Genomic DNA, 26,190 nt, shown 5'->3' with positions numbered 1-26,190 from the left:
GACAAGGAGGGTTCCATCTGTTGCAATTTGCTTATGTGTTTAACGGCCAAGGTGCCGAGGTCCCCGGAATGGGGATCGATTTTTACCAGAATACTTTGATATTCAAAGAGATTATTGACCGTGCCGACGCCGTTTTGGACTTTGACTTGCCTGAGTTTTTGGCCAATGGCGATTTTGCCGCGCATCCGGATGACTTGCAGCCGGCGTTGGTGGCTTATAGTGTGGCCATGCATGAAGTCGCATTCGCTGAATTACCACCGGAAACGGCTTTGGCCGGATTGAGTCTGGGCGAGTACAGTGCGCTGATTGCTGGCGGCGGTCTTAGTCTGGAAGACGGACTTAAATTAGTCGCGGCGCGCGGTAAAGCGATGGCGACGGCTTGTCAGAATCGGCCAGGTGGTATGTTGGCGGTTATGAGCGGTGATCAGGCGGTCATTCAGGAAGCCTGCGAACAGGCACCGGATGTTTGGCCGGCCAACTACAACGGCCCCAAGCAAACGGTTTTGGCAGGCACCCATGAAGCCTTGGCAGCCGTTGAAAAATGGCTAAAAGCACAAGGCGTCCGCGCCATTCCGTTGCATGTGGCTGGCGGGTTTCACAGTCCCTTAATGGCAAGTGCCCAACCGCAGTTGCAGGTAGCGTTGAAACAGGCCAATGTGTTTGAACCAGTGATTCCGGTGATCAGCACCACCGCGCTCAAACCGTTTACGGCGCGCAATATGCGTTCCGTGCTCGCCGCCCAGGTTGCGGAACCAACCAAATTTGCGGCGGTGATCGCGCAACTGAAGGCTGAAGGCGTCGATACGATCGTTGAGTTGGGTCCCAAACCGGTGCTTAGCAAGATGATTAAGCGGATTGACCGTAAGATGACAACGCATCTGATTAGTGATGCAGCGAGCCTCAATGAGGTCGCCGATTTGAATAACGGAGTGAAGGCAGATTGAAATTAACTGATAAAACCGCGATCATCACGGGTGCCTCGCGTGGCATCGGTGAAGCGATTGCCAGAAATTTTGCGCAGGCAGGCGCCAACTTGGTGCTGAATGCACGCCACGAATTTCCGGAAACTTTGATCAAAGAATTAGAAGGCTTTGGCCACGGGGTTGTCACCGTCTTAGGCAGTGTCGATGATCCAGCCACTGGTGAACAGCTGGTAGCTGCAGCCTTGGATCAATTCGGCAGTGTGGATATTTTGGTCAATAATGCCGGTATCAATGATGACATGTTGGCGATGCGGATGAAACCAGCCACTTTTGCCAAGGTCATCCAAGTTAACTTAGATGGCACTTTTTATGTGACCCAACCTGCCTTCAAGAAAATGATGAAGGCGCGTGCCGGGGTCATCATTAACCTCGCCAGTGTGGTCGGATTGACCGGCAACATCGGGCAGGCGAATTACGCTGCCAGCAAGGCCGGCATTATCGGCCTGACCAAAACACTGGCACGTGAAGGGGCGATGCGCGGCGTGCGCGTCAATGCGATTGCGCCGGGGATGATCGCCACGGATATGACCGCAGCATTGAGCCAATCCAGTCAGGACCAGATCTTAGCGGAAATTCCGTTGAAGCGCTTCGGCCAACCCGAAGAAATCGCGCACACGGCCCGCTTTCTGGTCGAAAATGCCTACATAACCGGACAGACTTTGACAGTCGCCGGCGGGTTAGGTTAAGGACATGAACGGAGGAATGACATTGCAACGAGTAGTCGTAACCGGAATGGGTACCGTGAATCCACTGGGTCATTCAGTCGCTGAAACCGTAGCGACGATGGACGCTGGCAAAGTCGGTATTCAACCTATCACCAAATTTGATGCTGAAAAAACCGGCATCACAGTCGCTGGTGAAGTCAAAGATTTCAAACCTGAAGCACGCATGCAAAAGCGTCTCAGCAAGCGATTGGATCTGTTTACCCAATATGGTCTTTACAGCGCCATTGAAGCCTACGAGCAATCCGGGCTGACCAAAGACGCCGTTGATGCTGATCGTATGGCCGTTATTTTCGGATCAGGGATTGGTGGTTTGACAACCATTCAGGAACAAGTGACGAAGATGTATGTAAAAGGCCCGGATCGGGTGAGTCCACTGTTTGTGCCTGAAGCCATTAGTAACATGGTTGCCGGGACCATTTCCCAATATTTTGGTGCCCACGGTCCTAGTTATGTGGTGGTCACAGCTTGTGCCTCTGCCACGAACGCCATTGGCGAAGCAGCGATGCGGATTCAAGCTGGCAAAGCCGATGTTGTGATTACGGGTGGCGCCGAAGCATCCGTCAACGAAATCGGAATTGCCGGATTTGCGGCGCTGTCAGCTTTGTCCAAAACCGCAGACCCGACCCAAGCAAGTTTGCCATTTGCGGCCGATCGTAACGGTTTTGTGCTTGGTGAAGGCGGCGGTACGCTGATTCTTGAAAGTCTTGACCATGCCCAGAAACGCGGCGCCAAGATTTTAGGCGAAGTGGTAGGTTATGGTGCAACTAGTGATGCGTATCACATGACTGCTCCTGATCCGAGTGGTGCCCAAGCCGCCCGCGCAATGCAGCTGGCTGTCGAAGAAGCCGGCATTCAGCCTAGTGACGTGGGTTACATCAATGCGCACGGTACGGCCACCAAAGCCAATGATGCCATGGAAAGCAAAGCTATTCATGATCTTTTCGGCGACAACGTGCTGGTCAGTTCGACTAAAGCACTGACAGGTCATCTGTTAGGTGCGGCCGGTGCCATTGAAGCAATTATGACTTTGAGCGCGTTGCAGGATGGTCGGTTACCGATGAACGTCGTGGACGCGGCACAAGATGAAGACTGCCCCATCACCTTGGTCAACCAAGACAATCGTGATACCACAGTTGATTATGCCTTGAGCAATTCCTTTGGCTTTGGCGGCCATAATGCGGTCTTGGCCTTCAAAAGGTGGTGAGTGTCATGGACACCAAAATGATCGAATCCTTGATTAAGCAGTTGGAGCAAAGTTCTTTGAACGAGCTGGAACTGACGCTCGGCGAGGATTCCCTGCATCTCGTCAAAGCGGGTCCGGTCGCACCGGCACCGGCTGCTCCGGCTTCCAATCCGGTGCCAGCCACACCGGTCAACCCGACACCGGCTGCCCAACCTGAACAACCCGCCGGCACCGCCATCAAGGCTCCGCTAGTCGGTATCGTTTACCTGGCACCCAAACCAGGCGCCGATCCGTATGTCAAAGTCGGCGACCACGTCAAAAAAGGCGAAGTTGTCTGCATCATCGAATCGATGAAAATGATGAACGAAATCAAAAGCACCGTAACCGGCACGCTCAAGGCTGTCGAAGTCGACAATGAGAGCTTGGTCGAATATGATCAGCCGTTGTTTACGGTCGAAGAATAAGCGGCGTAGGCAGGGCGTAGTTCATTACAGAGAAATTGTAAGGGATCTAATAATCCTAGTGCCAAGACGGAGCAATCGTAGGCCAGATGGGGCTCAGTGGTGAAATTGTTGTTGGTGGGGCGTCTTTTGCCCCGCCTACAACAAGGCCGAGCTTTGAGACTCTGCCGGTTTTGCAGAGGCTCAAAGTCGCGCCCACCACTCTAGCTTCGCGTCGCCACCCCAGCTGGCCGGAGAGTGCGGAGCTTGGCACGGCATGGAACAAATTGCCTAAAATTCTCTGTATAAGCAGAACTATCCCCCTCCCTTGATTGCGCTTAGAAAAACGTTGAGCGCAGCTGCTAACCTAACAAACGCGTTTTAAGGAGGAATTTTATTCCATGCTCGAAACCAAGAAAACACTTGAAGCACAAGAAATTCAGCAAATTCTACCGCATCGCTATCCGATGCTCATGATCGACCGAGTACTGGATCTTAAACCCGGCGAATCAGTTGTGGCCCAAAAGAATGTTTCCATCAACGAACAGATTTTCCAAGGTCATTTTCCTGGCAACCCGATTTTCCCGGGCGTCTTACAAATTGAAGCCATGGCGCAGGCCGGGGCAATTGCCTTGTTGTCAATGCCAGACTTCAAAGGCAAAACCGCCTATCTTGGCGGCATTAAAAAAGCCAAGTTCCGCCACATGGTTCGTCCAGGCGACGTTTTGCGGATCGAAGTCACCTTGGAAAAACTGATTGACCATGCTGGCTTAGGCAAAGGCAAGGTATACGTCGGCGAAGACATGGCCTGCAGTGCCGAACTCGTTTTTGCCATTGGCTAACATCGCCGGATTCAGACTCGTGTAAGGAAGTGGAACTGTGTTCAAAAAAGTACTCGTTGCCAACCGTGGCGAGATTGCGGTCCGCATCATCCAAACCTTGCGGGAAATGGGCATCACCTCGGTGGCGGTATTTTCGAATGCCGATCGCCACAGCCTACATGTCTCGCTGGCAGATGAAGCGATTTGCATCGGCGGTCCGCGGGCAACCGACTCTTATCTGAATATGCGCAATGTTGTCAGCGCCGCCATTTTAAGCGGGGCTGAAGTTGTGCATCCGGGTTTCGGTTTCTTATCCGAAAATGCCGAGTTTGCCAAGTTGGTGACCGATGCCGGCCTGGCTTTTATCGGCCCTAAGCCAACCGCAATTGAGCAAATGGGTGATAAAGCGGTCGCCCGCCAGACCATGATTGATCTTGGAGTGCCAGTGATTCCCGGGAGCCGTCCGTTGCAGGATGTCGATACGGCGTTGGCAGCGGCTCAGGCAATCGGGTATCCCTTGATGCTTAAAGCCAGTGCTGGTGGCGGCGGTAAAGGGATCCGTAAGCTGACCGACGCCGATGCGCTGACCGCCGAGTTTGCCGGTGCCCAGGCAGAAGCCCAGGCAGCGTTCGGCGACCCAACGATGTATCTGGAAAAGGTAATTGTGCCAGCGAAACACGTCGAAGTGCAGGTGCTGCGCGATCGGCAAGGCCATGTGAGCGTCTTCCCTGAACGTGATTGCAGCTTACAACGCCACAGTCAAAAAATGATCGAAGAAAGTCCGTGCCCAGTGTTAACATCCGCTGAGCGAGCCAAGCTGTTGCAGTTGGCAGAAACTATTGCCAATGGCGTTGATTATCTCAATGCCGGCACCATTGAATTCTTGATGGACAAGCAACATCATTTTTATTTCATGGAAATGAACACACGGATTCAAGTCGAACATCCGATTACCGAAATGGTGACCGGTGTCGATTTGGTTCGCGCACAGTTGCAGATTGCTGCTGGCGAAGACGTCGAATTGACGACGCCCGAGCCATCTGGCGTTGCAATTGAATGTCGGCTCAATGCCGAAGATCCTGACCATCAATTCATGCCCGATGTCGGCACCCTGAATCAGTTGCGGTTCCCGACCGGCGGCTTAGGTTTGCGGGTTGACACCGGCGTTGCGCCTGGCGATAAAATCAGCCCTTACTATGATGCGATGATTGCTAAGATCATTGTCCATGGGCAAACCCGCCAAGAAGCATTGGCAAAAATGCACCGCGCCTTGACCGAATTGGATGTTCAAGGCGTTAAAACCAACCGTGACTTTGCGCTGGCACTTTTCCAGGCACCCGTTGTATTGGCCGGTAAAGCCGATACCGCTTATCTTAACCGCGACTTTTTGCCGCAATGGCAGGATGAAAGGAAGGATGCTGCATGTTCCAACCACAACTAACCCAAGAAGCGCTTGCTCGTGAAGCGGCCTTGCCCGAAAACCTGTGGATTCAATGTCCATACTGTAAGCAAGGCAGCTATCGGGAAAGTTTAGGCGATGCTCAAGTCTGTCCGCATTGCCACTACGGCTTTCGCATCACGGCCAAGAAGCGGTTAGCGCTGGTGGCAACCGAAACAACTGAATGGGACGCCGATCTGGTCACAACCGATCCGCTTGACTTCCCCGGCTACGACAAGAAACTCGCAGCGGGACGGCAGGCGACCGGCTTAAAAGATAGCGTCTGGACTGGCCAAGCTAACATTGGCGGCCAAGTCTGTGGCCTAGGCATCATGGATCCTAAGTTTATGATGGGCTCTCTGGGGACCGTGACTGGCGAGCGCTTAACGCGTTTATTTGAAAAAGCCACAGAAGCCAGCTTACCGGTTGTCTTGTATTGCGCAAGCGGTGGTGCCCGGATGCAGGAAGGCATTCATTCACTGATGCAGATGGCTAAGGTTAGTGCGGCGGTTAAAAACCACAGCAATGCCGGCCTGCTTTACATCAGCATTCTCACTGATCCAACCATGGGCGGTGTGACCGCCAGCTTTGCCATGCAAGGCGACATCACCTTGGCCGAACCCCACAGCTTAATCGGTTTCGCTGGCCGTCGCGTCATCGAACAGACCATCAACCAAAAACTTCCCCAAAACTTCCAACGCGCCGAAACTTTGCTGCAAAGTGGCTTCATCGACGCTATCGTGCCGCGGAGTGAGCAGGAAGCTTATGTGGGGGATTTGTTAAAAATGCATAGAGCGTGAGCAGGAGCGCTTAGAGATCGGAGTGTAAGTGGCCTCAAGCCTAAATGGCTGGGTTTTGGCCATTTAGGCTTGAGGTCCTTACACGTAGATTTCTGCGACTGCGAACGCGTTTGTGCTCAAGAAAGCCACAGTCTGGGTTTAGGCCATTGCGACCAAGGCCCTTACACGCAGGCTCCTGCGCCAGTGAACGCGTTTGTGTGCAAGAAAGCCACAGGCTGGTTTTGGCCATATAGGCTTGAGGTCCTTACACGTAGATTTCTGCGACTGCGAACGCGTTTGTGCGCAAGAAAGCCACAGGCTGGGTTTAGGCCATTTAAAGCTTGAGGTCCTTACACGTAGATTTCTGCGACTGCGAACGCGTTTGCATCATAGAACGTCCCGTACACCTATTCTCACCCTATCTCCCCAAGTACTAACCGAATCAAGGAGGCCATTTTCGCATGCCAAAAAAAGAAACTTCAGCCTACGCAACCGTTCAGGCGGCCCGTGCACCGCGGCCGTACCAAACCCGTGAGCTCATCAATGGTCTGGTCACCAATTTTCATGAATTCCATGGTGATCGGCAGAGCCATGATGACCCGGCGGTGATCGGCGGCATCGGCTGGCTAGATCAGCAAGCCGTGACCGTCATTGCGACTGACAAGGGCAATGATTTGACGGAGCGGCTGCAGACCCATTTTGGCAGTCCTGAACCGTGGGGATACCGGAAAGCGTTGCGCCTCATGAAACAGGCTGCTAAGTTTCACCGGCCGATTGTCACGCTGATCAATACACCGGGTGCTTACCCAGGTAAAGAAGCCGAAGCGAACGGGCAAGGAGCAGCGATCGCTGACTTACTTGTGACCTGTTCGGATCTGCCGACGCCGATTCTGGCTATTTTAGTCGGTGAAGGTGGCTCAGGCGGTGCGCTTGCCTTGGCGTTTGGGGATGAAGTCTGGATGACCGATAAGAGTATGTATAGCATTTTGTCACCGGAAGGCTTTGCCGCGATTTTGTGGAAAGATGCCAGCCGCGCGAAAGAAGCAGCTGAAGTGATGCAGCTGACACCGCAGGATCTGTTGGCAAAAGGGGTCTGTGACCGGATCGTTCCCGATACCGGTGCGGATTTTCCGGCAGCGCTCAAAGCCGCAGTGAAGCCCAAACTGGCTGAGCTGACGGCCATGGATCCGCAAAGCTTGGTTGCCAAGCGCCAGGCGCGGTTCCGGCAATTTTAATGAAAACGGCACCACACCGTCCATTTTTACGGCGGTGTTTTTCTTTGGTTAAAAAGTTTTATAATTACTTTTGTAACTTTTCGAAACGGAGGCCATCATGCTCGAAAAAAAGTTCTACCATACCATGTTCAGTCAATCTTTTAATATTCCGGTCCGGGTTGAATATTGGGACCATACCGAAGAGACCTTTGGCACCGGCGAACCAACGATCACAATTAAAATGAAAAAAGCTATTCCTGTACGTCAGCTGATCAAAAATGCTTCGCTGGCATTAGGTGAAGGCTATATGCGTGGTGACATTGAGGTGTTGGGTAGCAATCGACCATTGCAACGCCTGATTGCGTCGGCTTATGCCAATGCCGGCAGTTTTATGCGCAGCAGCAAACTCAGACACTTTCTGCCTAAACAAAGCCACACCGAGCGTAAGTCGAAGGAAGATATTCATTCGCATTACGATCTCGGCAATGACTTTTATAAATTATGGCTGGATCCGACGCTGACGTATTCCTGCGCCTATTTTGAAAACTGGGATGACGATCTGGAAACCGCTCAGCTGAATAAAATCGATCATATTCTGCGTAAACTGAATCCGCAGCCCGGGCGTACCTTGCTGGATATCGGCTGTGGCTGGGGAACGTTGATGTTGCGGGCGGCTAAGATTTACCACCTGCATGTTGTCGGCATTACCCTGAGCAAGGAACAATTCAAGCTGGTTTCCGATCGCATTGAAGCCGAGCATCTGACGGATGTAGCTGAAGTGCTGTATATGGATTATCGCGAACTCGATCGCGAGCCGTTTGATTACATTACCTCTGTCGGTATGTTTGAACACGTCGGCAAGGAAAACCTTGAAGGCTACTTCAAAGATGTTGCTAAACTACTTAAAAATGATGGTGTTGCCTTGATCCATGGTATTACTCGGCAACAAGGCGGAGCATCAAATGCCTGGATTGATAAGTACATTTTCCCGGATGGCTATATTCCGGGCATGACGGAAAATCTGGGTCATATTATCGATGCGGGGATGCAGCTGGATGATCTGGAACCGTTACGGCGTCATTATCAGCACACGCTCGAACTCTGGGATACGAATTTCAACAATCACCGGAATCCGATTCAGCAAAAGTTCGGTTATGAGTTCACCCGGATGTGGGATGTCTACCTGCAGGCCGCAGCTGCCAGTTTTGAGGCCGGCAATATCGACGTCATGCAGTATTTGATTAGTAAAGGCCCGTCAGGCAAGGACTTGCCGGCGACCCGTGACTACATGTACGACTAGTGAGTCGGTTGTGACGACTTTTTGGTCAGATATGGGTGATCTGAAAGCTTGTAAGATGCTTAACACAAAGAACAACTTAGCGTCACAAAATGTTCAAACATGGTCGGTAGTATTAACAGCATAGAAGTGAGCCACCCACTCATTCCTAAACCCCAACCAACTTTTTCATTTCTACTCCTCCAAAGTGAAGTCGCCGATCGGCCTCCATCCGATCGGCCAAGCCCGAATCCCGTAGCAAGCAGCTGCGGGGTTTTTGTTTGGTGAGCGCGAATTATTGAGTTATATTACGAATGAACTCTTAAAGGGTTAGGCATGATGTTCCAAGCCGTCACATTTTTGCCGTTAAATCCCAGCACATCAAGCACAATGGAAAAACTAAAGTTATTTTGTTCACGCTTTCATTGACATTGCCATTAACTCAGATAAGATAAGGGTATTATTTCAAACACAAGGTGGTAAGTACATGACCGATTCAATTGAGCATATGGCAAAGCGTTATCAGCCGTATTCAGCTTGGACACCGGAATACGTGGCTAGCTTGAAAGCTCAAGTCGCCGCAAGTAAGTGGCGGACCAAAACCCATGTTCAACCAGACACCGGCTTGATCAATGATCCGTGTAGTCTGAACTTTTTCAACGGCAAATGGCATCTTTATTATCAGCAGTTTCCATTTGGCCCCGTTCATGGCCTGAAGTCGTGGGCGCATGTCGTCTCAAAAGATTTATTTAACTGGCGGCGGGTGCCGGGGGATCTTTTGCCGGAGGACGAGCATGATGCGCAAGGGGCTTATACTGGCTCTGCGCTGGTGACGCATGGCACGTTGCGGATCATGTACACCGGGAATGTGCGTGACGAACAATGGCATCGGCATGCGACTCAACTGGGTGCGGTGTTGGGTGCGGATAGTCGGCTGTTTAAAGATCCTAAGCCGTTGATTGCTGCGCCACCAGCTGGGTATACCCAAGAGTTTCGCGATCCGTTTCTTTTCAAATATCAAGACAAAACCTATGTCCTAGTGGGCGGCCAGCGTGCTGATCACACTGGCGCTATTTTGTTATACGAAAAAAAACCGGACAAGACTTGGCGTTTCGTGGCGCCGCTCGGGATCCCGGACGAGTTTTGCGGTTACATGGTTGAGTGCCCTAACATCGCCTTCATTAACGGTAAGGTTGTGTTGGTTTATTGTCCGCAAGGGTTGGATCAGGACTTTTTCGAATATGAAAATGTTTTCCCTAACATTGCGCTTGTGGCCGATAGTTTTGATCCTGAAACCGGTGCCTTGACGCATCAGCACTTGCAGAACATTGATAAAGGCTTTGACTTTTACGCGACTCGGCTGGCCAATACCGAAAAGGATGGCACGCTTGCGATTTCGTGGTTAGGCTTGCCGGACACGAGTTATCCAACTGATGACGATGGCTGGGAAGGCGTATTGAGTTACGTGCGGAAGCTGGATCTCCGCGATGGGCATGTTTGTCTGGTGCCGCATCCAAACGTTGAGACGTTGCGCGAGACTGCGGATGATAGCTTGCCGACTGTGACACAGACGGCCGACAACTGGTCAGTGGCCGACTTAACCGGTGCCTTCGAACTCACGATGACGCTGGCGGCCGGACAGAAGACGACGCTGCATATTCCTGACGGCGATCATGATCAGTTGCTGATTAACCTTGATTCCGATAGCGGGCAGGGTATGGTGCAGCGGGAGAACCGCAATAATGGCGGTAGTCTGCGGCAATTTGGTTTTCCAGCAGGTAAGACCGTGACGATTCGGTTGTTCATTGACGTGTCCGTTTTCGAGCTTTTCATTGACGATGGCTATCGCGTGGTTTCCGGCCGGTTCTTTGGCGACACCTGTCCCAGTGCCGTGCGCGTCACCCCGGCAGCTGCGGTCAGCGCGGTGCAGGCATGGAATTTGCGGAAGGATAACGGCGGGTTGTGAGGCCGGCGAATGCAGGATTAAAAGAAGTCATGTCCTTGCTCCAGTTATGTGGCCTTAATTGGTCATGTGGCTGGAGTTTTTGTTTGCCTCGGCGTGGTGTTTAGTGAGGACAGTCCTGCGCAAAGTGCGCGGAAAATTCCCGGATAACAACTTGACATTCTCTGAAAGCGCTGTATACTCGTTTTATGAAATCGATTCCATAAAAAGGAGAGCAAGTCCATGGCGACGATTCGGGAAATTGCGACAGCAGCGGGGGTCGGCGTGACAACCGTGTCGCGATATTTAAATCATCATCCGTATATTTCCGCGGACAAGAAGGCGCGGATTGAAGCGGCGATTCAAACGCTAGGCTATACACCGAGTGCTGCAGCGACCTCATTGCGGGCCCAAGCCACTGGCAATATCGGGGTTTTGGTCTCGCGGGTGACGAATCCGTTTTTCGCTGGGTTGTTTGATGCAATTGAGCGCACGCTGCATGAGCAAGGTTATCAAGTGATGATTTCGCAGACTTATGACGATCCGGATGCCGAGGAGCGGTTTTTGGATCAATTGAAAAGCCGGAAACTGGATGGCATTATTTTGGCCTCGGTTGAAGCACCGGAGCGGGTTGCGGCTGTTGCCAAAGCTTTTCCCGGGCGTGTCGTAGTGGTGAATGCCGATGTGAAGATTCCACATGCGACTTCCTTGGTGCTGCCGCATTATCAGGCAACGCGGGATGCACTTGATTACCTGTATGAAAAAGGGCACCGCCGATTTGCCTACGTGACAGGCGGTGCCATTCAAAGCGCGCGGCACGGGAAGACCCGTACTCAAGCGTTCTTTGACTTTATGGCGGCACATAAACTGGCAGTTGAGCCATCATTACTTTTCGATCAAGTGCATACCGCCGCGGAAGGCCAAGCGATTGGCAAGCAATTAGCCGCATTAGCACCAGTCAAGCGGCCTGACGCCATTTTTACCAACTCGGATGAAGTGGCGGTTGGCGTGCTGGATAGTTTGCTGGCGGCGGATCTGAAGGTACCGGATGACATCGCGGTGATGGGGTATGATGATCAGCCATTTGCGCCGTTCGCCCGCGTGCCGCTGACCACCGTTCATCAACCGGTGACCGAGATGGCCCAGGTTGCCACGGATATGTTGTTGCGCGGACTTGGCCGCGGCGACCACCAAAAGGATCCGGCAACATTAGCGTTATCGTTAAAAATCAGGCAAAGCGCCTGAGTTTTATTTTTAGCCAATATGGAATCGATACCACACTTTAAATATCAAAGCGTCATTTAGCAGGGGGATTCAAACATGGTCAATCCAACCAGCCGCACATGGTGGCAACAGGAAATCTTTTATCAAATTTATCCGGCGTCATTCAAAGACAGTAACGACGATGGCATTGGTGACTTGCCTGCCATCATTGAGGAATTGCCAAAACTTAAGGAATTAGGCGTGACGGCGATTTGGCTGTCGCCGATTTACAAAAGTCCGATGGTGGACAACGGCTACGATATTTCGGATTATCAAGCCATCAATCCGCAGTTTGGCACCATGGCCGATTTTGACCGGCTCATGGCAACAGCTAAGACGCTTGGCATTAAAGTCGTGATGGATTTGGTGGTGAATCACACATCGGATCAGCACCCGTGGTTTCAGGCAGCGTTAAAAGATCCAAACTCGCCGTATCGGCAGTTTTATATTTTTCGTCAGGGTCACGACGGCCAGCCGCCGAATAACTGGCGCTCGAACTTCGGCGCCGGCTCGGCCTGGACCGTGGTGCCGGGTGAGCCGAACACATACTACCTGCACGTTTTTTCGCCGGAACAACCGGATCTCAATTGGGAAAATCCGAAACTGCGGCAAGCCATTTACCAAATGATTAATTGGTGGCTGGCAAAAGGCTTGGCTGGCTTCCGCATTGATGCCATCACGTTTATTAAAAAGGATCAGGACTTTGCGGCGTTGACCCCTGATGGCAGTGATGGCCTTGGCAAGATCAAGCGTAAGGCTGAAAATCGTCCGGGTCTGGGTCGTTTTCTTAAAGAGCTAAATGATGCGACTTTTCGTCCAGCCAACGCCGTCACAATTGGCGAGGCTTCTGGGGTAAGTTACGATCAGCTAGCTGATTTCATCGGTCCCAACGGCTACTTTTCCATGATTTTTGATTTTCATTATGCCGATATCGATGTGGCTTCCGGTTCCGAATGGTTCAAACAAACGGACTGGACACCCAAAATGTTAGGTGACGCGATTGCCAAAAGCCAGCTGGCGATTCAAAAGGTTGGTTGGGGCGCGAACTTTTTGGAAAATCATGACCAGCCGCGGAGTTTGAGCAAGTATATTAAGGATCCGGCTTATCGCAATGCTATCGGAGCCAAAGCACTGGCATTGTTGTACTTCTGCTTACGGGGATGTCCGTTCATTTATCAAGGGCAGGAGTTAGGGATGGTCAATGCAACGCGAACCAGGATCGACCAGTTTGACGATCTGCCGACGCACGATAACTATCAGCGGGCGCTTGCGGAAGGCTATTCCCCAGCGGAGGCGCTGGCGTGTGTCAATCGGCGGTCACGCGACAATGCGCGCACACCGTATCCTTGGAATGATCAGGTCAATGGCGGCTTCAGCACCCATCAGCCGTGGTTGCCAATCGCCCAGCAGGCCCCTGGTGTGAACTGGCAGGATGAGCATGCAGATCCAAACTCGGTGTGGCACTTTTACCAAAAGCTTTGCCGGTTGCGCAACGATTCGTCATTGCGGACGGATCTAATTGAGGGCGATTTTGCTCCGATCAAGGTCGCAGACGATCATGTTATCGCCTATGCCCGCGGGCAGCATGTGCAGATTTTCGTCAATTTAAGCGCCCAGCCGGCAACGGTCGCATTACCGGCTGGGCGGATCTGGCTTAATAACTATCCGGATGCCGCACCAACGTTGAAACCTTATCAAGCAATTCTCATTGAGGTGAATTAAGATGGCAAAAAATTATGAACAAGAAGCAAAAGCAATTCTGAAGCTGGTCGGGGAGAACAACATTGATTCCGTGACCCATTGCCAAACCCGGTTGCGCTTTGTAGTCAAGGATCGCAAGGCAATTGACGACAAGGCGCTGGAAAAACTACCGGAAGTCAAAGGCGTGTTTTATGGCTCTGGCCAGTATCAGGTCATTATCGGCACTGGTGTTGTCAACGATGTGTATGCGGCGATTGCCAAGCTAGGCACGGTGAATGCCATTTATGGCAAGGATGACGCCGATACGACTGCGGCGGCAACCGGTGAGCACAAAACGCTCGTGCAACGCTTGATGGCGATGTTGTCTGGTATTTTCATTCCGATTATTCCAGTCATCGCCGCAACCGGGTTGTTTTTAGGGTTGAAAAGTGCTGCCACGAACGCTCAGGTCTTGAAACTTTTCGGTGCGGTTCCCAGTGATATTCCCGCGAGTTTAACCTCGGTAATTTCCGTTTTGACCGACACGGTGTTCGCGTTCCTACCTGCGCTGATTGTCTGGTCAACGTTCCGCTATTTTAAAGGGACGCCAATTATCGGGATCGTCATCGGCTTGATGCTGGTGTCGCCGATTTTACCGAATGCCTATTCTGTGGCGGATGGCAGTGCCAAGGCGATTATGTTGTTTGGCTGGTTGCCGGTTGAAGGTAGTCAGGGATCGGTGTTAACCGCACTGGTGGCTGGCTTTATCGGGGCAAAATTGGAACTCTTTTTCCGGCGGCACATGCCCAATGTGTTGGAACAGATTCTGACGCCGTTTCTCACCATGCTGGTCACGTTCGCCATCATGATTCTGGGGGTCGGTCCCATTGTTCATGCGATTGAAAGTGGGATGCTGGTCGGCGTTGAAGCGGTGATCCACTTGCCATTTGGGATTGGCGGCTTCCTGATCGGGGCAGCGTATCCGCTGATGGTCCTGATCGGGATCCACCAGACCATGATTGCCATCGAAACATCTTTGCTGGCGTCAACCGGGTTGAACCCGTTGATCACGTTGGAAGCTATGTATGGATTCGCGAACTTAGGCGTGGCGCTCGCCATTTTCCTGCGGGCCCGTTCCAATAAGGCAAAAGCCACGTCAATGGGCGCGTTCACGTCGCAGCTCTTCGGGGTTTCGGAACCGACGTTATTCGGGGTCTTAATTCGCTACAACTTCCGGCCACTGATCGTTACGGTGCTGACGTCCGGGCTCGGGGCGGCCATTCTCAGCATGCTCAACGTCGCAGCCAACTCATACGGACTCGCGGTGGTGCCGTCTTACCTGATGTACATCTATAACGGCCACGCATTGTTATGGTACACAGTGGTTTCGTTAGGTACGGTGGTGGTTGCCTTCGTTGCCACCAACGCATTCGCAATTCCTAAAGAAGTTCTGAAGCCTGACGAAAACGTCGAGACGGCCAATGCCGTGATTTCCTCCACCGTCAGCGACGACAAAGTCTACGCACCGGTCAGCGGTGAAACCGTGGCCTTGGCCAAGGTCAGCGATCCGGTTTTCGCTTCCGGCATGATGGGCGACGGACTGGCGATCCAACCAGCAGAAAAAGGCGTCAACAACGTCTACGCCCCGCAAACCGGTACATTGTCGGTGGTTGCCGACACTGGCCACGCGTATGGCATGACGACCGATGACGGCATGGAAATTCTGGTCCATCTGGGCATCGACACCGTCAATTTGAAAGGCGCGCCGTTCACGGTGGCTGTTAAAGCCGGTCAGCATGTCAACAAGGGCGACTTACTCGGCACCTTTGATCAAGCGGCGATCAAAAAGGCCGGACTTGATCCAACCACCATCGTGCTGATCACGAACAGTAAATCATACGCGCGTATCGAGCCGGTTGCGGACACAACTGTTCAAGCTGGTGCGGATCTCCTTGCGGTTCAACGGGAAGATGTGAAGGTTGAGTCGGTTTCGCCGGCGTCGTTGTAGGAAAAATTGCATTGAAATAAGCCTTAATGCTACCTTGGGTGTTTGGATGCCTGATAAGGTAGGGTTAAGGCTTTTTATGATGTTTTTGATATTCTGAAACGTCAAGCGCTGTCCTTGCAAAACCTAACACATCCCGCATTTTGTCCAATGGCGTGAGCAAACACCTGTGATATAATCAACCAATATTTCAAGCTGACATTCGGAGGAAGTTATGCGTAACATTGGTAAACTAGTTGCTTTGGACTGGAAACGGATTGTGAAAAGTCCGTTCGCTTTTCTGCTGATCGCGGCACTGGTCATCATTCCCAGCCTTTATTGCTGGTTTAACGTTTGGGCGCTGTGGGATCCTTACAGCAATACCCAGGATCTGACGGTCGCGGTATACTCGGCTGATCAGCCGGCGACTTTTCGGGATCAGAAAATTGCGGTCGGGGACGAGCTGATGGATCAACTGAAGCACAATAAACAGCTTGGCTGGCGGTTTGTGGATTCTAAAAAGGCCGTCCAAGAAGGCGTCAAAAGCGGCAAGTATTACGCCGGTGTCGTGGTGCCAAAGCATTTTTCCACTGATCTGCTGAGCTTTGTTGACGGGAAGATCCATAAGTCTAAGCTGGATTATTATGTAAACGAGAAAATCAATGCGATTGCTCCGAAAATTACCAGCACCGGCGCAAGCACGCTGCAAAATACCATTTCGGATGAATTCGTCGCAACCGTCGCCAAAACGCTGGTCAAGACGTTTAATAAAGCCGGCATCAAGCTGGATCAAAACCTGCCGATGATTCGGCGGTTTGCCAGTCTGGTCACGAATACCAATGATCAGTTACCGACCATTGAAAAGTACCTGGCTGAAGTGGACGACTTACAAGGAAAAATGCCGGCAATTCGGGCAAAGTTACAAATGGCAAATGAAATCGCCGGGTATCTCCCAGAAGTCAATCAAATGGCCCAGAAACTAACCGCCGCGAATGGTTATTTGCCGATGGTGCAAGATGCCGGTGAACTGCCAACTGCGGTGAAAAGCAAATTACCGGAAGTTCAGCAAGCCGGCGCGCAGCTGAACACGGTGGTCACCAATTTTGATCAACTGGAAAGCGGCGTCAGTCAAGCGGTCAAAGTGACCGATCAAGGCATCACGGTGATTAATCAGGTCGATGGCACCTTACCAGCGCTGACGGATTTCGGCCAAAAAGCGCAGGCGGCAGTGGGGACCACCAAAGATGAGGTGCTGCCGAAAATCAGTACTGCTTTGGATGTTGTGCAAAATGCCACCGATGCCGGTTTGACGCTGATTGCGGCAGCCAACACCAGCCTAAGTGCGGATTTAACGACCTTGCAGAATCAACTCCAGCAGCTTGACAATAATCAGGATAAGGCCGCCGTTAAGCAGGCGATGGTCGAACGGGTGACGGCCTTGGCGAAGCGGCAGGGCAAGGTGGCGGACAACGCGACTAGGTTGGCCGAAATGCTTGAACGGGTGCAGGCCAGCCTTAACAAACATACCGGTAAAGACGACCAGATCTTGGCCGGCGCCATTGCCCAGCTGAAAGAAGTTGCGGCAACGGCAACCGCAGTGAAGGATGGTGCCGAAGCGCTGGCCAAGGACGTGCCTAATCTGAGTACCAGTGAGATCCAGGCACGCTTGGGAGCGCTAGCCAAAACGGCTGATCAGTTTGCTGCCACTGCTGATGCGCTCAAGGCACTCGATATCGGCACCAGTGTCAAACAGGTGTTGAACGACTTTAAAGCCGCACTTGAGGACGCCAGCACCACGCTTGCCACCATCAACAATCAGATCTTGCCAGAACTACCATCGCTCCTCAGTGGCACCAAGGATTTGCTCACGCAGGCGCATAGCTTTTTGGTCAAGGCTCAACAACAATTGCCAGCGCTGAAGCAGGAACTAACCGATGCCAACACCTTACTGAATGGACACATGAACCTGATCACGAGTGGCGTGACGACCGTTGCCGATTTGTACCAAAACGATTTTCCTAGTCTTAAAGCCAAATTGACGAAGGCGACCGACTTTATTAACCAGGATCTGCCGGGCATTGAAAAGGATCTGACCAACACCTTGGCGCTGGCAAACGAAAAAATGCCGCAGCTGCAGAGTGGGCTGGATGATGCGCATACCTTCATCAAAAACGACTGGCCGACCCTAAAAGATGCCATTCAAAAAGGCGCCGCTGCCATCAAAAAAGGTGAAAAGTCGGTTGACCTGTCGCAACTGATCAAGCTTTTGCGCCGGGATGCGACGAAAGAGGCCGGGTTCTTGGCTAAACCGGTCGAGCTCAAGCAACAAAGCTTCTACGCGATTCCGACGTACGGATCGCAAAGTGCGCCATTCTATCTGGCCTTGTGTATCTGGGTCGGGGCATTGTTACTTGGGGCGATTTTGGTCACCGAATACCAGTTGCCGGCAACACTCAGCGATGCCACGGTCAAACAAATGTACGTTGCACGCTGGCTGACGTTTGTGGGACTGGGGATGTTGCAGGGCCTCATTGCGGCACTTGGCAATCTTTTCCTGATTGGCACTTACGTCGTCGACAAGCCACTTTACCTGCTATTTTCCATGATGCTGAGCGTGGTCTTCGTTTCGATCCTCTACATGTTGATCTCGCTATTCGGCAACATCGGGAAAGGCATCGGCATCATCATTCTGGTCTTGTCCATTTCCGGAGCCGGAGGGAACTTCCCAGTCGTGCTGTCAGGCAAATTCTTCCAGATGATCAATCCGTGGCTGCCATTCACCTACGCCGTCAACCTCTTACGGGAAACGGTCGGTGGTATCTACTGGCCTAATCTCTGGCTTGACCTCGCCGTTCTGGCCGTATTCGGCATTAGCTTCTTCTTGTTGGGACTCTTCTTGAAGGAACCGATTCACCCGTGGATTGAGAAAATGCACACCATTACGCGGCGATCGAAAATTATTGAATGATTTTGAAGTGTCGGAGATAACTGATGCAGAAATTAGGTCGTTTGGTGATCGACAAAAGGCAACCTGACTGGCGATTTGCTGGTGAGGTTGTTTTTTACATAGACGGCCGGTTACGGTATGTTTGAATGCGCCAACGATAGGGTACAGCAGTTCAAGGTGTCAGCGATTGGAGCAAAATAAAATGGCGAACTTCAGTTTATGCGCTGAGGCTCACCATTTGATGTAATTTCTATGCCGATTTTTCAGATGACTTTTCTTTTCCACTCGTCACCGTCACGACGAAGGTGGATTCATCTTTTTGATAAAGCCGGTGGATGTTTTGCAGCAGCAGCATGATCCATGACATGGCTAAGGCGAAGGCGATCATCTCGAACGCAGTCAGCGACAGGTAGTGCACGAATTGGAACAGGATGGCGGCTAAGATAATGATGCCGCCGATGGTGTAGCTGGTGCTGAGAAATTCGCGCGATACCCCCGGCAGCAGCCAGCGCACGGCGATGATCATGCCGATCAGGAAGTAGTTCAGGAACCACGCGCTTTGGGTGTGCAGAACATGCAGGATACCGCGATTATTCGGGAACAGGCCGACCCCCAGCAAGGCGATGGCAGCGACGGTCAGTAAGATGCGGAGCGCGATTAGCCGCCAGTCGGTTTTGCGATGCGCCATGAGCGGAACGAATAAGTAGTCCACCAAGGCGATCCACAGCAAGGCCGACACCGCGATGGTCAGGTTAAACTGCCACGCGTTCAGGGCTTTGCTGGTGCCTAAAAAGCTGACATTGTGCTGCCACCACTGACGCGAACTGTTGGTCACAATCGCGCCCACCACGCCGCCGACAAATGTTGACAGAAACAGCGTGGTAATAAACGACGTCGAAATCGACAGCGCCGAATAAATCATCAGGTAGTTCACAATACTGATAAAAATGAAGAACAGCCCGGTCGCCGTGTAAATATCAAAACTGACGCCTTCAAACATATAACCAATCGCCCAGAAAAACACCGAGGCCACGAATGCTAGAATAATCGCAAACGACAGCAGCAACGTCGGGAAAATCCGCCAATACCGACGCCGATGATCACGTCCATGGATCTGCCGGTGATTGCGAATATACGCCACCGCAAACGTACTCATGCCACTCAGCTCGCCAAGGACAATCACCATCTGCGCAATCGAGTTTTTCCCCGTCATCGGCACTTGCATGATGTTAAAGTAGAAGAAATACGCCAGAAAAATAATCCCTGACAGAATTGATGGAATCAGAAAGAACCGCAGCGAAATCGTCTGCGTCCCCGTATCCGCCTGCTTCGGCCGAATCACCGCTTCCTTATCTTTTAACGTCACCTCGACTTGTTCGCCATCTTTAATATCCAGGTCTTCCATGATGGCGTCAGGGATGACGATGTGATGTGCTTGTTTGGTCAATTTTTTCTGCTCCCCAAAGATGCTTGATGTTACTTCTATACAGAACCTAACTGTAGCACATCCAGCGCGAAGGGGAAAAGCCAACTTATCCAACTTTTGCAGTTGAGCAGAACCTTTTCGTTAACCTCGCAATTTAATGGGATTCCGTTTAAAATCAAATTATGTTGGCGCATAGGGCAAAATGGCCAGTCAACAAGCCACAGTCGCCAACGGTTCTGGCTGGAAAAATGGGTGCCGATACTTTTTGCAAAGGAGTTACGCTATGGCGCAAATTGATGCGATCAACCAGGTCATCAACCTCGTTAGCCTGGTCGTTTTGTTATTTGCAATCGTCAAGACTTACCGGCAAGTCCGCTCACTGAACCTACTGGACTACATCATCATGTACTTAAAATACCGGCAAACCATCTACGAAGAAATGCAAAAAAATCCACAAATTCGCCAAAAGCAGCTACTTTCCATCGCCGTCACGCTGCTCATCGCCACCTTCTGGGTCATCAGCAGCCTCCAACACCTCATGGCACAATGGAACTTCAGCAACCTCCTGAACGCCATAACAACCCTCGGACTGCTAGGCCTTTTCCTGTTTCAAACCTGGCAAACCAAACACCTCAACGAAAACAACCGTTACTTAACCTTCGCCAACAACTACCAACGCCGCCACTTCGACGACGTCCTCCACATCTTCCAGAAAAAGTTAGACGAATGGACCCCACAAGACGACGCCGACCAACGCGAATGGGACAGATTCCACAAACTCCTGGAACGCGTCAAGACAGAGGCTCAACACAACCGCCGCACCGCCATGTTCAGCGACGATCTATACGCGCTATTCGACGACAAGCTGCTCCTACACGAAGGCAGCGAGCCGTTAACCTTCCGCGAAAAAGGCATCTTGAGCTACTATGTCGGTTATTGGGATGCCGGGCCGTATAACGACTACACCCTTGGCATGTTGGAAGACATGGACGAGCGCGAGCGGCGGATCGCGTCGCGGGTGGTTAATGTTTCCATGGGGTTGATGGCTGCTGGGTTGATTTGGGTGGCGGTTAGGCAGGTTGTGGGGTAGTGGAGGCAAAAATAGTTATCCACAGCCTAGTTTTAGGAGAGCCAGCGTGCAGCAGGTTTTCTTGATATAATATGAAATGAAACGGTTTCTACTTTTAACGGTAAAGGAGGCACATTGTGAAAAAACTGTCTGCTAGTATTGTGTCTCAAGGTTTTTGGTTTAGGGAATTTGTTGCAACGGCATCAATGCTGAACTCTGGGAAATCCTGGAATGACGTCGATCAGGCCATTATAGAAGACAACGTGTTCCAGCTGTCTTCGAAAAACCGACAAAACGATGTGCGCCTTGCGATGCACCGGCGTTACCACGAATTACCAGATGATTTCACAAAGAATTTGGACCAGTTTACCTTAAGCAATCAAAAGTTAATTAATCTAGTTGCCATCATGAAGATGTCAGCGTTAGTTGAAGATTTCGTTTTAACTGTGGTTAAGACAGAATTTGTGATGGGTGATTTAAAGCTGGAACCATATGAGATCGGGACTTACATGAGAAACTTACCTTTGATGCATCCGGAAGCGAGCCACTGGCGTTCGGTCACAGTAAAAAAGCTTAAGAACAAGTTACGTGAATATTTAGTTGCCAGTGGATTGGCGGAGCATAAGGAGGAAAACCTTGTGTTGCAGCGAGCAGTTTTAGATCCCCAAGTCGAACGGCTACTAAAACAACACGATATGACGCAATATATCGAGGCACTAACAGGGAGACAAGTATGACAGCATTGGATAAACGATTTGAACGATTTCGTGAGAAGCTGAAGGATCCGGCTTTTCAACAGAATCGTGGACTATCAAACGAGGTCGGTTTTTATATTTTTGACTATGATCCCAAAGATGAGTTGCGAGTCCGCAATGAGGTGGAAAACATTGCAAATACCTCAACACCAGCGACAATTAAAGCTAACGTCCAGGTCTTCAACTTGTTAAACATTGTCATGACTATATTTGAACAGATGGGGTATAGCCTGTCAGAAGCGGAGAAAAAAGACGGCATTAGCGTGGTCATTCGGCAAGTAAATAATGTTCTGAAGATGGGGCATGAACATAACCTGATCGTTCAGTATATAGAAGAGCACTTGATTCGGAATGATTCTCCGACCATTATTTTCTTAACGGGGGTGGGTCAGGTCTTCCCGTTGATCAGATCTCACCGCGTTTTGAACACATTAAATCAGGTCATTGATAAGCAACCGGTGGTTATGTTTTTTCCAGGTAAATATAACAGCTTAAATCTTAATATTTTTGGAAAATTGTCAGATAACAATTATTATCGAGCATTCCGAATTGGTTAATTAAAGTCAACTTGAAAGATCAAAAGGACATTGTTAAAGAGAAAAGGGGTATGGGGCATGGAAATTAAAGAATTGTTCAAACGACCGATCGATCGAAATATTCAAGGTGTCATCAAAGTTGATCAAGATGATGACGCAAATGTAAGACAGGAGCTTGAAGAATACGTTGTGACAAAAGAGTTACAACGCCATTTTGCTGATTTCTTCAGTGCTTTCAACGAGAGCTTGCATGGCCCAACGGATGATATGGGTGTGTGGATTTCAGGCTTCTTCGGTTCTGGGAAATCACATTTTTTAAAGATTATCTCTTACATTTTGTCGAATCGTCCTGTTAATCAAAAACCAGCTGTCGATTTTTTTGATGACAAGATCAATGATCCGATGGTGCTTAACGATATGCATGCCGCAGCGGCTGCTAAAAATAAGGTTATTTTGTTCAACATTGATGCTAAGGCTAAGGACAACAGCGGAACTGATCAGCAGTCCATTTTAAAAGTCTTCATGCAGGTCTTTAACGAAATGCAGGGATTCACTGATGTTGATTTTTGGATCGCTGAGTTGGAGCGAAAACTAACAGATGCGGGCAAATTTGATGCGTTTAAGGAACAGATAAGCTCTATTGATCCTAAACATCAATCTTGGGAAGAACTACGCGATGCCTATTATTTTAATAAGGGTACTATTCAGGCGGCTATGGTTGCTAGCGGTTATGCAAGTGAATCTAATGCAGAGGGTTTCATTGAACAGCTAAGTACACCTTATGAAATCAGTATCGAGGAGTTTGCTGATTGTGTGAGTGCTTATACTAAAAAAACTGGTAATCGCGTTATTTTCCTCGCTGATGAAGTGGGCCAATTTATTGGTGATAGTGTCCAGCGGATGTTGAACTTGCAAACGATTGTGGAACAACTTGGCACAAAAACACATGGTAAAGCGTGGGTCGTTGTCACGTCGCAACAGGCGATCGACAAAGTAACGGATATTGCTTCAGGACAAGATTTCTCGAAAATTCAAGGGCGATTCAAAACCAGAATTGCCATGAGTTCAACTAATGTTGACGAAGTGATTCGGCAACGGCTCTTAACTAAGACGGAACCAGCAGAAAATCTGTTAGAGTCGAAATACGAGGCGAATGCTGCATCTATCAACAATGCCATTGATTTCGACGACGGCATTAGCCGGCCAAAGTACAATTCTGGTCGTGATTTTGCGCAAAACTATCCATTTATTCCATATCAATTTGATTTATTGCAGGACGTGTTAACTGCTATTCGAGAAAACGGCTCGGAAGGCAAGCATTTGTCTGAAGGCGAACGCTCAATGTTGTCGTTGTTCCAAGAATCCGCCGAAGCAATGATGACATCTGAAGATAATGTTTTGGCACCATTCAGTCTTTTCTTTGAAGGACTAGATCAATTTCTTGATCATACCCATGCGATCGTGATTCAACGTGCCCGTGAATCTGCGAAGGTTAACCCAGATCATGAGGACAATCCATTTACACTACAGATCCTCAAGGTTTTGTTTATGGTGAAGTATGTCAAGAAATTCAAAGCAACCTTGAACAACATTACGACCTTGATGATCGATAAAGTAGATGTAGATCGAGTCGTGTTGAAAAAGCGCGTATCCGATGCGCTTACCATTTTGGTGAATCAAGAATTCGTGGAAAATAATCTGAGCGATAAGACCTATGAGTTCTTGACTGATGCTGAGCAGGACATTACGCGCGATATCAAGAATCAGCAAATTGAGAGTGGTGACATTTCCAGACAGATTAGTGACTATCTGTTTGAGGGAAAATCAGCCCTAAACGGAGCATACTCGTATCCCAAATTGAACGGCCGGTATATCTTCAACTTTGACAAGAAGATTGACAATGTTGATAGTGTGCAACATCGCAATCCTTTAACCGTTCATGTGGTTACACCCTTAGACGGTGATTTTCAAAATGAAACGGATTTTTTGCAAGCTTCTTCTGGAATAGAAAGCAATGCTGTTTTGGTTGCGTTACCAGCTACATCAGATTACATTGACCAAGTTCGCCGTGCCCTGAAGATTGAACATTTTGTTAACACTAATCCAACGGGACGAGATGAACGATACAAGATCATGGTCGATGCCCGTCAAGGTGAGCGCGTGCAATTACTTAAGCAGGCAAATATTCAAATGACTAACGCTTTAGATGATGCTGACGTTTATGTTGGCGGTCGAAAAATTGAATCCGAAGCCAGCTTCAAGAATCGGCTAGACGCTGCGATGAAGTTACTGATTGACAATAACTATCGGAAGCTTGATTATATCAACGCCGCCAAGTCTGAAAAAGATATCCAAGACTTATTTGATCCGGATCGTTTATCAATCGATGAAGGCGACAACCGTCAGGCGCTGGATGCTTTGACTGACTGGCTAATTCAAGAGAATCAGAATAACACCCATGTAACCATGACGAGTATCTTGGCTAAATTCCGTGGCATCCCATATGGTTACACCGAAGAAGACATCGAATGGTTGCTAGCAAAGCTGGTGACAGATGGCAAGTTAAAGATGTTCTTTAATGGATCGCCGATAAATACTTTGAGCGATGGGATTTCTTCCAAAGCAATGACCGAGTTCTTTACCAAAAAGCAGAAACGAACCAATCTTGCATTCCAAGTTCGACCGGAGATCCCAGCTAATAAGATTAAGAAGATGCGTGAAGTCGCTGCGGAGGTTTTTGATAAGAAGACCTTTGACTCAGACAATGAAGAACAGATGGCTAGCGAACTAAAAGCTAAAATTCAGAGTGACCTAAAGAATCTTCAGGATTTTGAGAATCTTGATCAGCGCTTCCCAGGCCATGTTTTGTTACAAACTGGGATACGGATGTCAAAAGACTTAGTGACGATTAATGACGCCAGTGTTTTCTATGATTATGTGTTTAAAAATGCTGACAGGTTGGAAGACTGGCATGAAGATTATATTGATGATGGTATCCGAGACTTTTACTTTTCCATTCCCCAGAGAGAGATCTGGGAACAGGGACTAGAAGCAGTTCGTAATTACCAACAATCTCGTGACTTTTTGAGTGACGGTGATTTGAAGGAAATAGCAAAGCAATTGGAAACTGCCCTAAAATCGCAGAAGTTGCGCAAGGAAACGGTTCCATCGATTAAAGAACTGCGCGCTCAATTCAATGAATTGTTTATTCAAGCATTTGATAAGGAAGCAGCTAAATACTTGGCCGAGATCGAAGAACTTAAGAAACGCGGGTTGGATCGGTTGTCAGATTCGGGTTTAGAAGCTACGACCCAAGAAAAATTGAAACAGGAATTCGTGATGGTCATTGACCGAATTGCTAAGGAAGGTCAAGATGCCACTACAATTAATGCACTAGCGGTAAAGCCTGCTCAGGCCCGATCACAATTGGAACAGCTTACTGGCCGCATTGCCGACATGACAGCTAAACTGGCTGTTAAACCACCGGTAGTTAAGCCTAAGTCGGACGATTCTGGGGAAGGCACAAATCCTGAACTGGTGACGCCAAAAGTCCAAGTTAAAAAGGCAGAGAGAATTGTTAAAATGCGTCAGTTACTTGATCCGGGCGACTATAAACTTGAAGATTCCGAGGATATAGAGAAGATCGCAGCCCTTTTCAAACAAAGATTAGAGGCAAAACTATCAAGCGAGCAGAATCAAGTTATTAAATTGGAAATAGATTGATGCCGT

Annotated in this window: 19 protein-coding genes; 18 read left to right on the top strand and 1 reads right to left on the bottom strand. The window is 49.8% G+C overall.

Annotated features, from left to right (window positions below):
• The first annotated feature begins 20 nt into the window (after nt 1–20).
• From GSO_RS10080 to GSO_RS10015, 14 genes are all read left to right on the top strand, one after another.
• Entirely contained in the window at nt 21–944 is a 924-nt protein-coding gene (locus GSO_RS10080; RefSeq protein WP_010491732.1) for an ACP S-malonyltransferase, read from the top strand.
• The gene (locus tag GSO_RS10075; RefSeq protein WP_010491731.1) at nt 941–1,669 is read left to right on the top strand and encodes a 3-oxoacyl-ACP reductase family protein; all 729 of its coding nucleotides are present in this window, start codon (nt 941–943) and stop codon (nt 1,667–1,669) included. Before GSO_RS10080 ends, GSO_RS10075 begins: the two co-directional genes overlap by 4 nt.
• A gap of 22 nt (nt 1,670–1,691) precedes the next feature.
• The gene (gene fabF / locus GSO_RS10070) at nt 1,692–2,912 is read left to right on the top strand and encodes a beta-ketoacyl-ACP synthase II (protein WP_010491729.1); all 1,221 of its coding nucleotides are present in this window, start codon (nt 1,692–1,694) and stop codon (nt 2,910–2,912) included.
• A gap of 5 nt (nt 2,913–2,917) precedes the next feature.
• Nucleotides 2,918–3,355, top strand: coding sequence for an acetyl-CoA carboxylase biotin carboxyl carrier protein (gene accB, locus GSO_RS10065; RefSeq protein WP_010491727.1), 438 nt, complete (start codon nt 2,918–2,920; stop codon nt 3,353–3,355).
• A gap of 377 nt (nt 3,356–3,732) precedes the next feature.
• Nucleotides 3,733–4,173, top strand: a complete 441-nt coding sequence (gene fabZ, locus GSO_RS10060) for a 3-hydroxyacyl-ACP dehydratase FabZ (protein WP_010491726.1) — start codon at nt 3,733–3,735, stop codon at nt 4,171–4,173.
• A 37-nt stretch (nt 4,174–4,210) separates the two neighbouring features.
• Entirely contained in the window at nt 4,211–5,593 is a 1,383-nt protein-coding gene (locus GSO_RS10055; protein WP_010491724.1) for an acetyl-CoA carboxylase biotin carboxylase subunit, read from the top strand.
• A complete protein-coding gene (locus GSO_RS10050; protein WP_010491722.1) occupies nt 5,575–6,390 on the top strand; it encodes an acetyl-CoA carboxylase carboxyltransferase subunit beta in 816 nt (271 codons plus the stop codon). Before GSO_RS10055 ends, GSO_RS10050 begins: the two co-directional genes overlap by 19 nt.
• A gap of 440 nt (nt 6,391–6,830) precedes the next feature.
• Nucleotides 6,831–7,604: an acetyl-CoA carboxylase carboxyltransferase subunit alpha gene (accA, locus tag GSO_RS10045; RefSeq protein ID WP_010491720.1), complete on the top strand. Its 774-nt coding sequence runs from the start codon at nt 6,831–6,833 to the stop codon at nt 7,602–7,604.
• A gap of 97 nt (nt 7,605–7,701) precedes the next feature.
• Nucleotides 7,702–8,883: an SAM-dependent methyltransferase gene (locus tag GSO_RS10040; protein ID WP_010491718.1), complete on the top strand. Its 1,182-nt coding sequence runs from the start codon at nt 7,702–7,704 to the stop codon at nt 8,881–8,883.
• A 463-nt stretch (nt 8,884–9,346) separates the two neighbouring features.
• The gene (locus GSO_RS10035) at nt 9,347–10,825 is read left to right on the top strand and encodes a sucrose-6-phosphate hydrolase (RefSeq protein ID WP_010491716.1); all 1,479 of its coding nucleotides are present in this window, start codon (nt 9,347–9,349) and stop codon (nt 10,823–10,825) included.
• Nucleotides 10,826–11,044: 219 nt separating this feature from the next.
• Nucleotides 11,045–12,046, top strand: coding sequence for a LacI family DNA-binding transcriptional regulator (locus tag GSO_RS10030; protein WP_010491714.1), 1,002 nt, complete (start codon nt 11,045–11,047; stop codon nt 12,044–12,046).
• 75 nt (nt 12,047–12,121) lie between these two features.
• Nucleotides 12,122–13,786, top strand: coding sequence for a glycoside hydrolase family 13 protein (locus GSO_RS10025; protein WP_010491712.1), 1,665 nt, complete (start codon nt 12,122–12,124; stop codon nt 13,784–13,786).
• A gap of 1 nt (nt 13,787) precedes the next feature.
• Nucleotides 13,788–15,752, top strand: a complete 1,965-nt coding sequence (locus GSO_RS10020; RefSeq protein ID WP_010491710.1) for a PTS sucrose transporter subunit IIABC — start codon at nt 13,788–13,790, stop codon at nt 15,750–15,752.
• A 211-nt stretch (nt 15,753–15,963) separates the two neighbouring features.
• A complete protein-coding gene (locus GSO_RS10015; RefSeq protein WP_010491708.1) occupies nt 15,964–18,696 on the top strand; it encodes a YhgE/Pip domain-containing protein in 2,733 nt (910 codons plus the stop codon).
• Nucleotides 18,697–18,925: 229 nt separating this feature from the next.
• On the opposite strand, the gene GSO_RS10010 is transcribed toward GSO_RS10015, so the two are convergent.
• Nucleotides 18,926–20,122 carry an AbrB/MazE/SpoVT family DNA-binding domain-containing protein gene (locus tag GSO_RS10010; RefSeq protein ID WP_010491706.1) on the bottom strand — a complete coding sequence of 399 codons (1,197 nt, stop codon included), beginning with the start codon at nt 20,120–20,122 and terminating at the stop codon, nt 18,926–18,928.
• A gap of 262 nt (nt 20,123–20,384) precedes the next feature.
• On the opposite strand from GSO_RS10010, the gene GSO_RS10005 reads away from it, so the two are divergent.
• From GSO_RS10005 to brxC, 4 genes are all read left to right on the top strand, one after another.
• Nucleotides 20,385–21,191, top strand: coding sequence for a hypothetical protein (locus GSO_RS10005; protein ID WP_010491704.1), 807 nt, complete (start codon nt 20,385–20,387; stop codon nt 21,189–21,191).
• 116 nt (nt 21,192–21,307) lie between these two features.
• Complete coding sequence (locus tag GSO_RS10000) at nt 21,308–21,907, top strand: DUF1819 family protein (protein ID WP_010491701.1); 600 nt, start codon at nt 21,308–21,310, stop codon at nt 21,905–21,907.
• Nucleotides 21,904–22,482: a DUF1788 domain-containing protein gene (locus tag GSO_RS09995; RefSeq protein WP_010491699.1), complete on the top strand. Its 579-nt coding sequence runs from the start codon at nt 21,904–21,906 to the stop codon at nt 22,480–22,482. Before GSO_RS10000 ends, GSO_RS09995 begins: the two co-directional genes overlap by 4 nt.
• 57 nt (nt 22,483–22,539) lie before the next feature.
• Nucleotides 22,540–26,184: a BREX system P-loop protein BrxC gene (gene brxC, locus GSO_RS09990; protein ID WP_010491697.1), complete on the top strand. Its 3,645-nt coding sequence runs from the start codon at nt 22,540–22,542 to the stop codon at nt 26,182–26,184.
• Nucleotides 26,185–26,190: the final 6 nt, after the last annotated feature.

Source organism: Lacticaseibacillus zeae DSM 20178 = KCTC 3804 (assembly GCF_000260435.1).
Lineage (GTDB): Bacteria > Bacillota > Bacilli > Lactobacillales > Lactobacillaceae > Lacticaseibacillus > Lacticaseibacillus zeae.
This window is presented reverse-complemented; position numbering and strand designations above follow the sequence as displayed.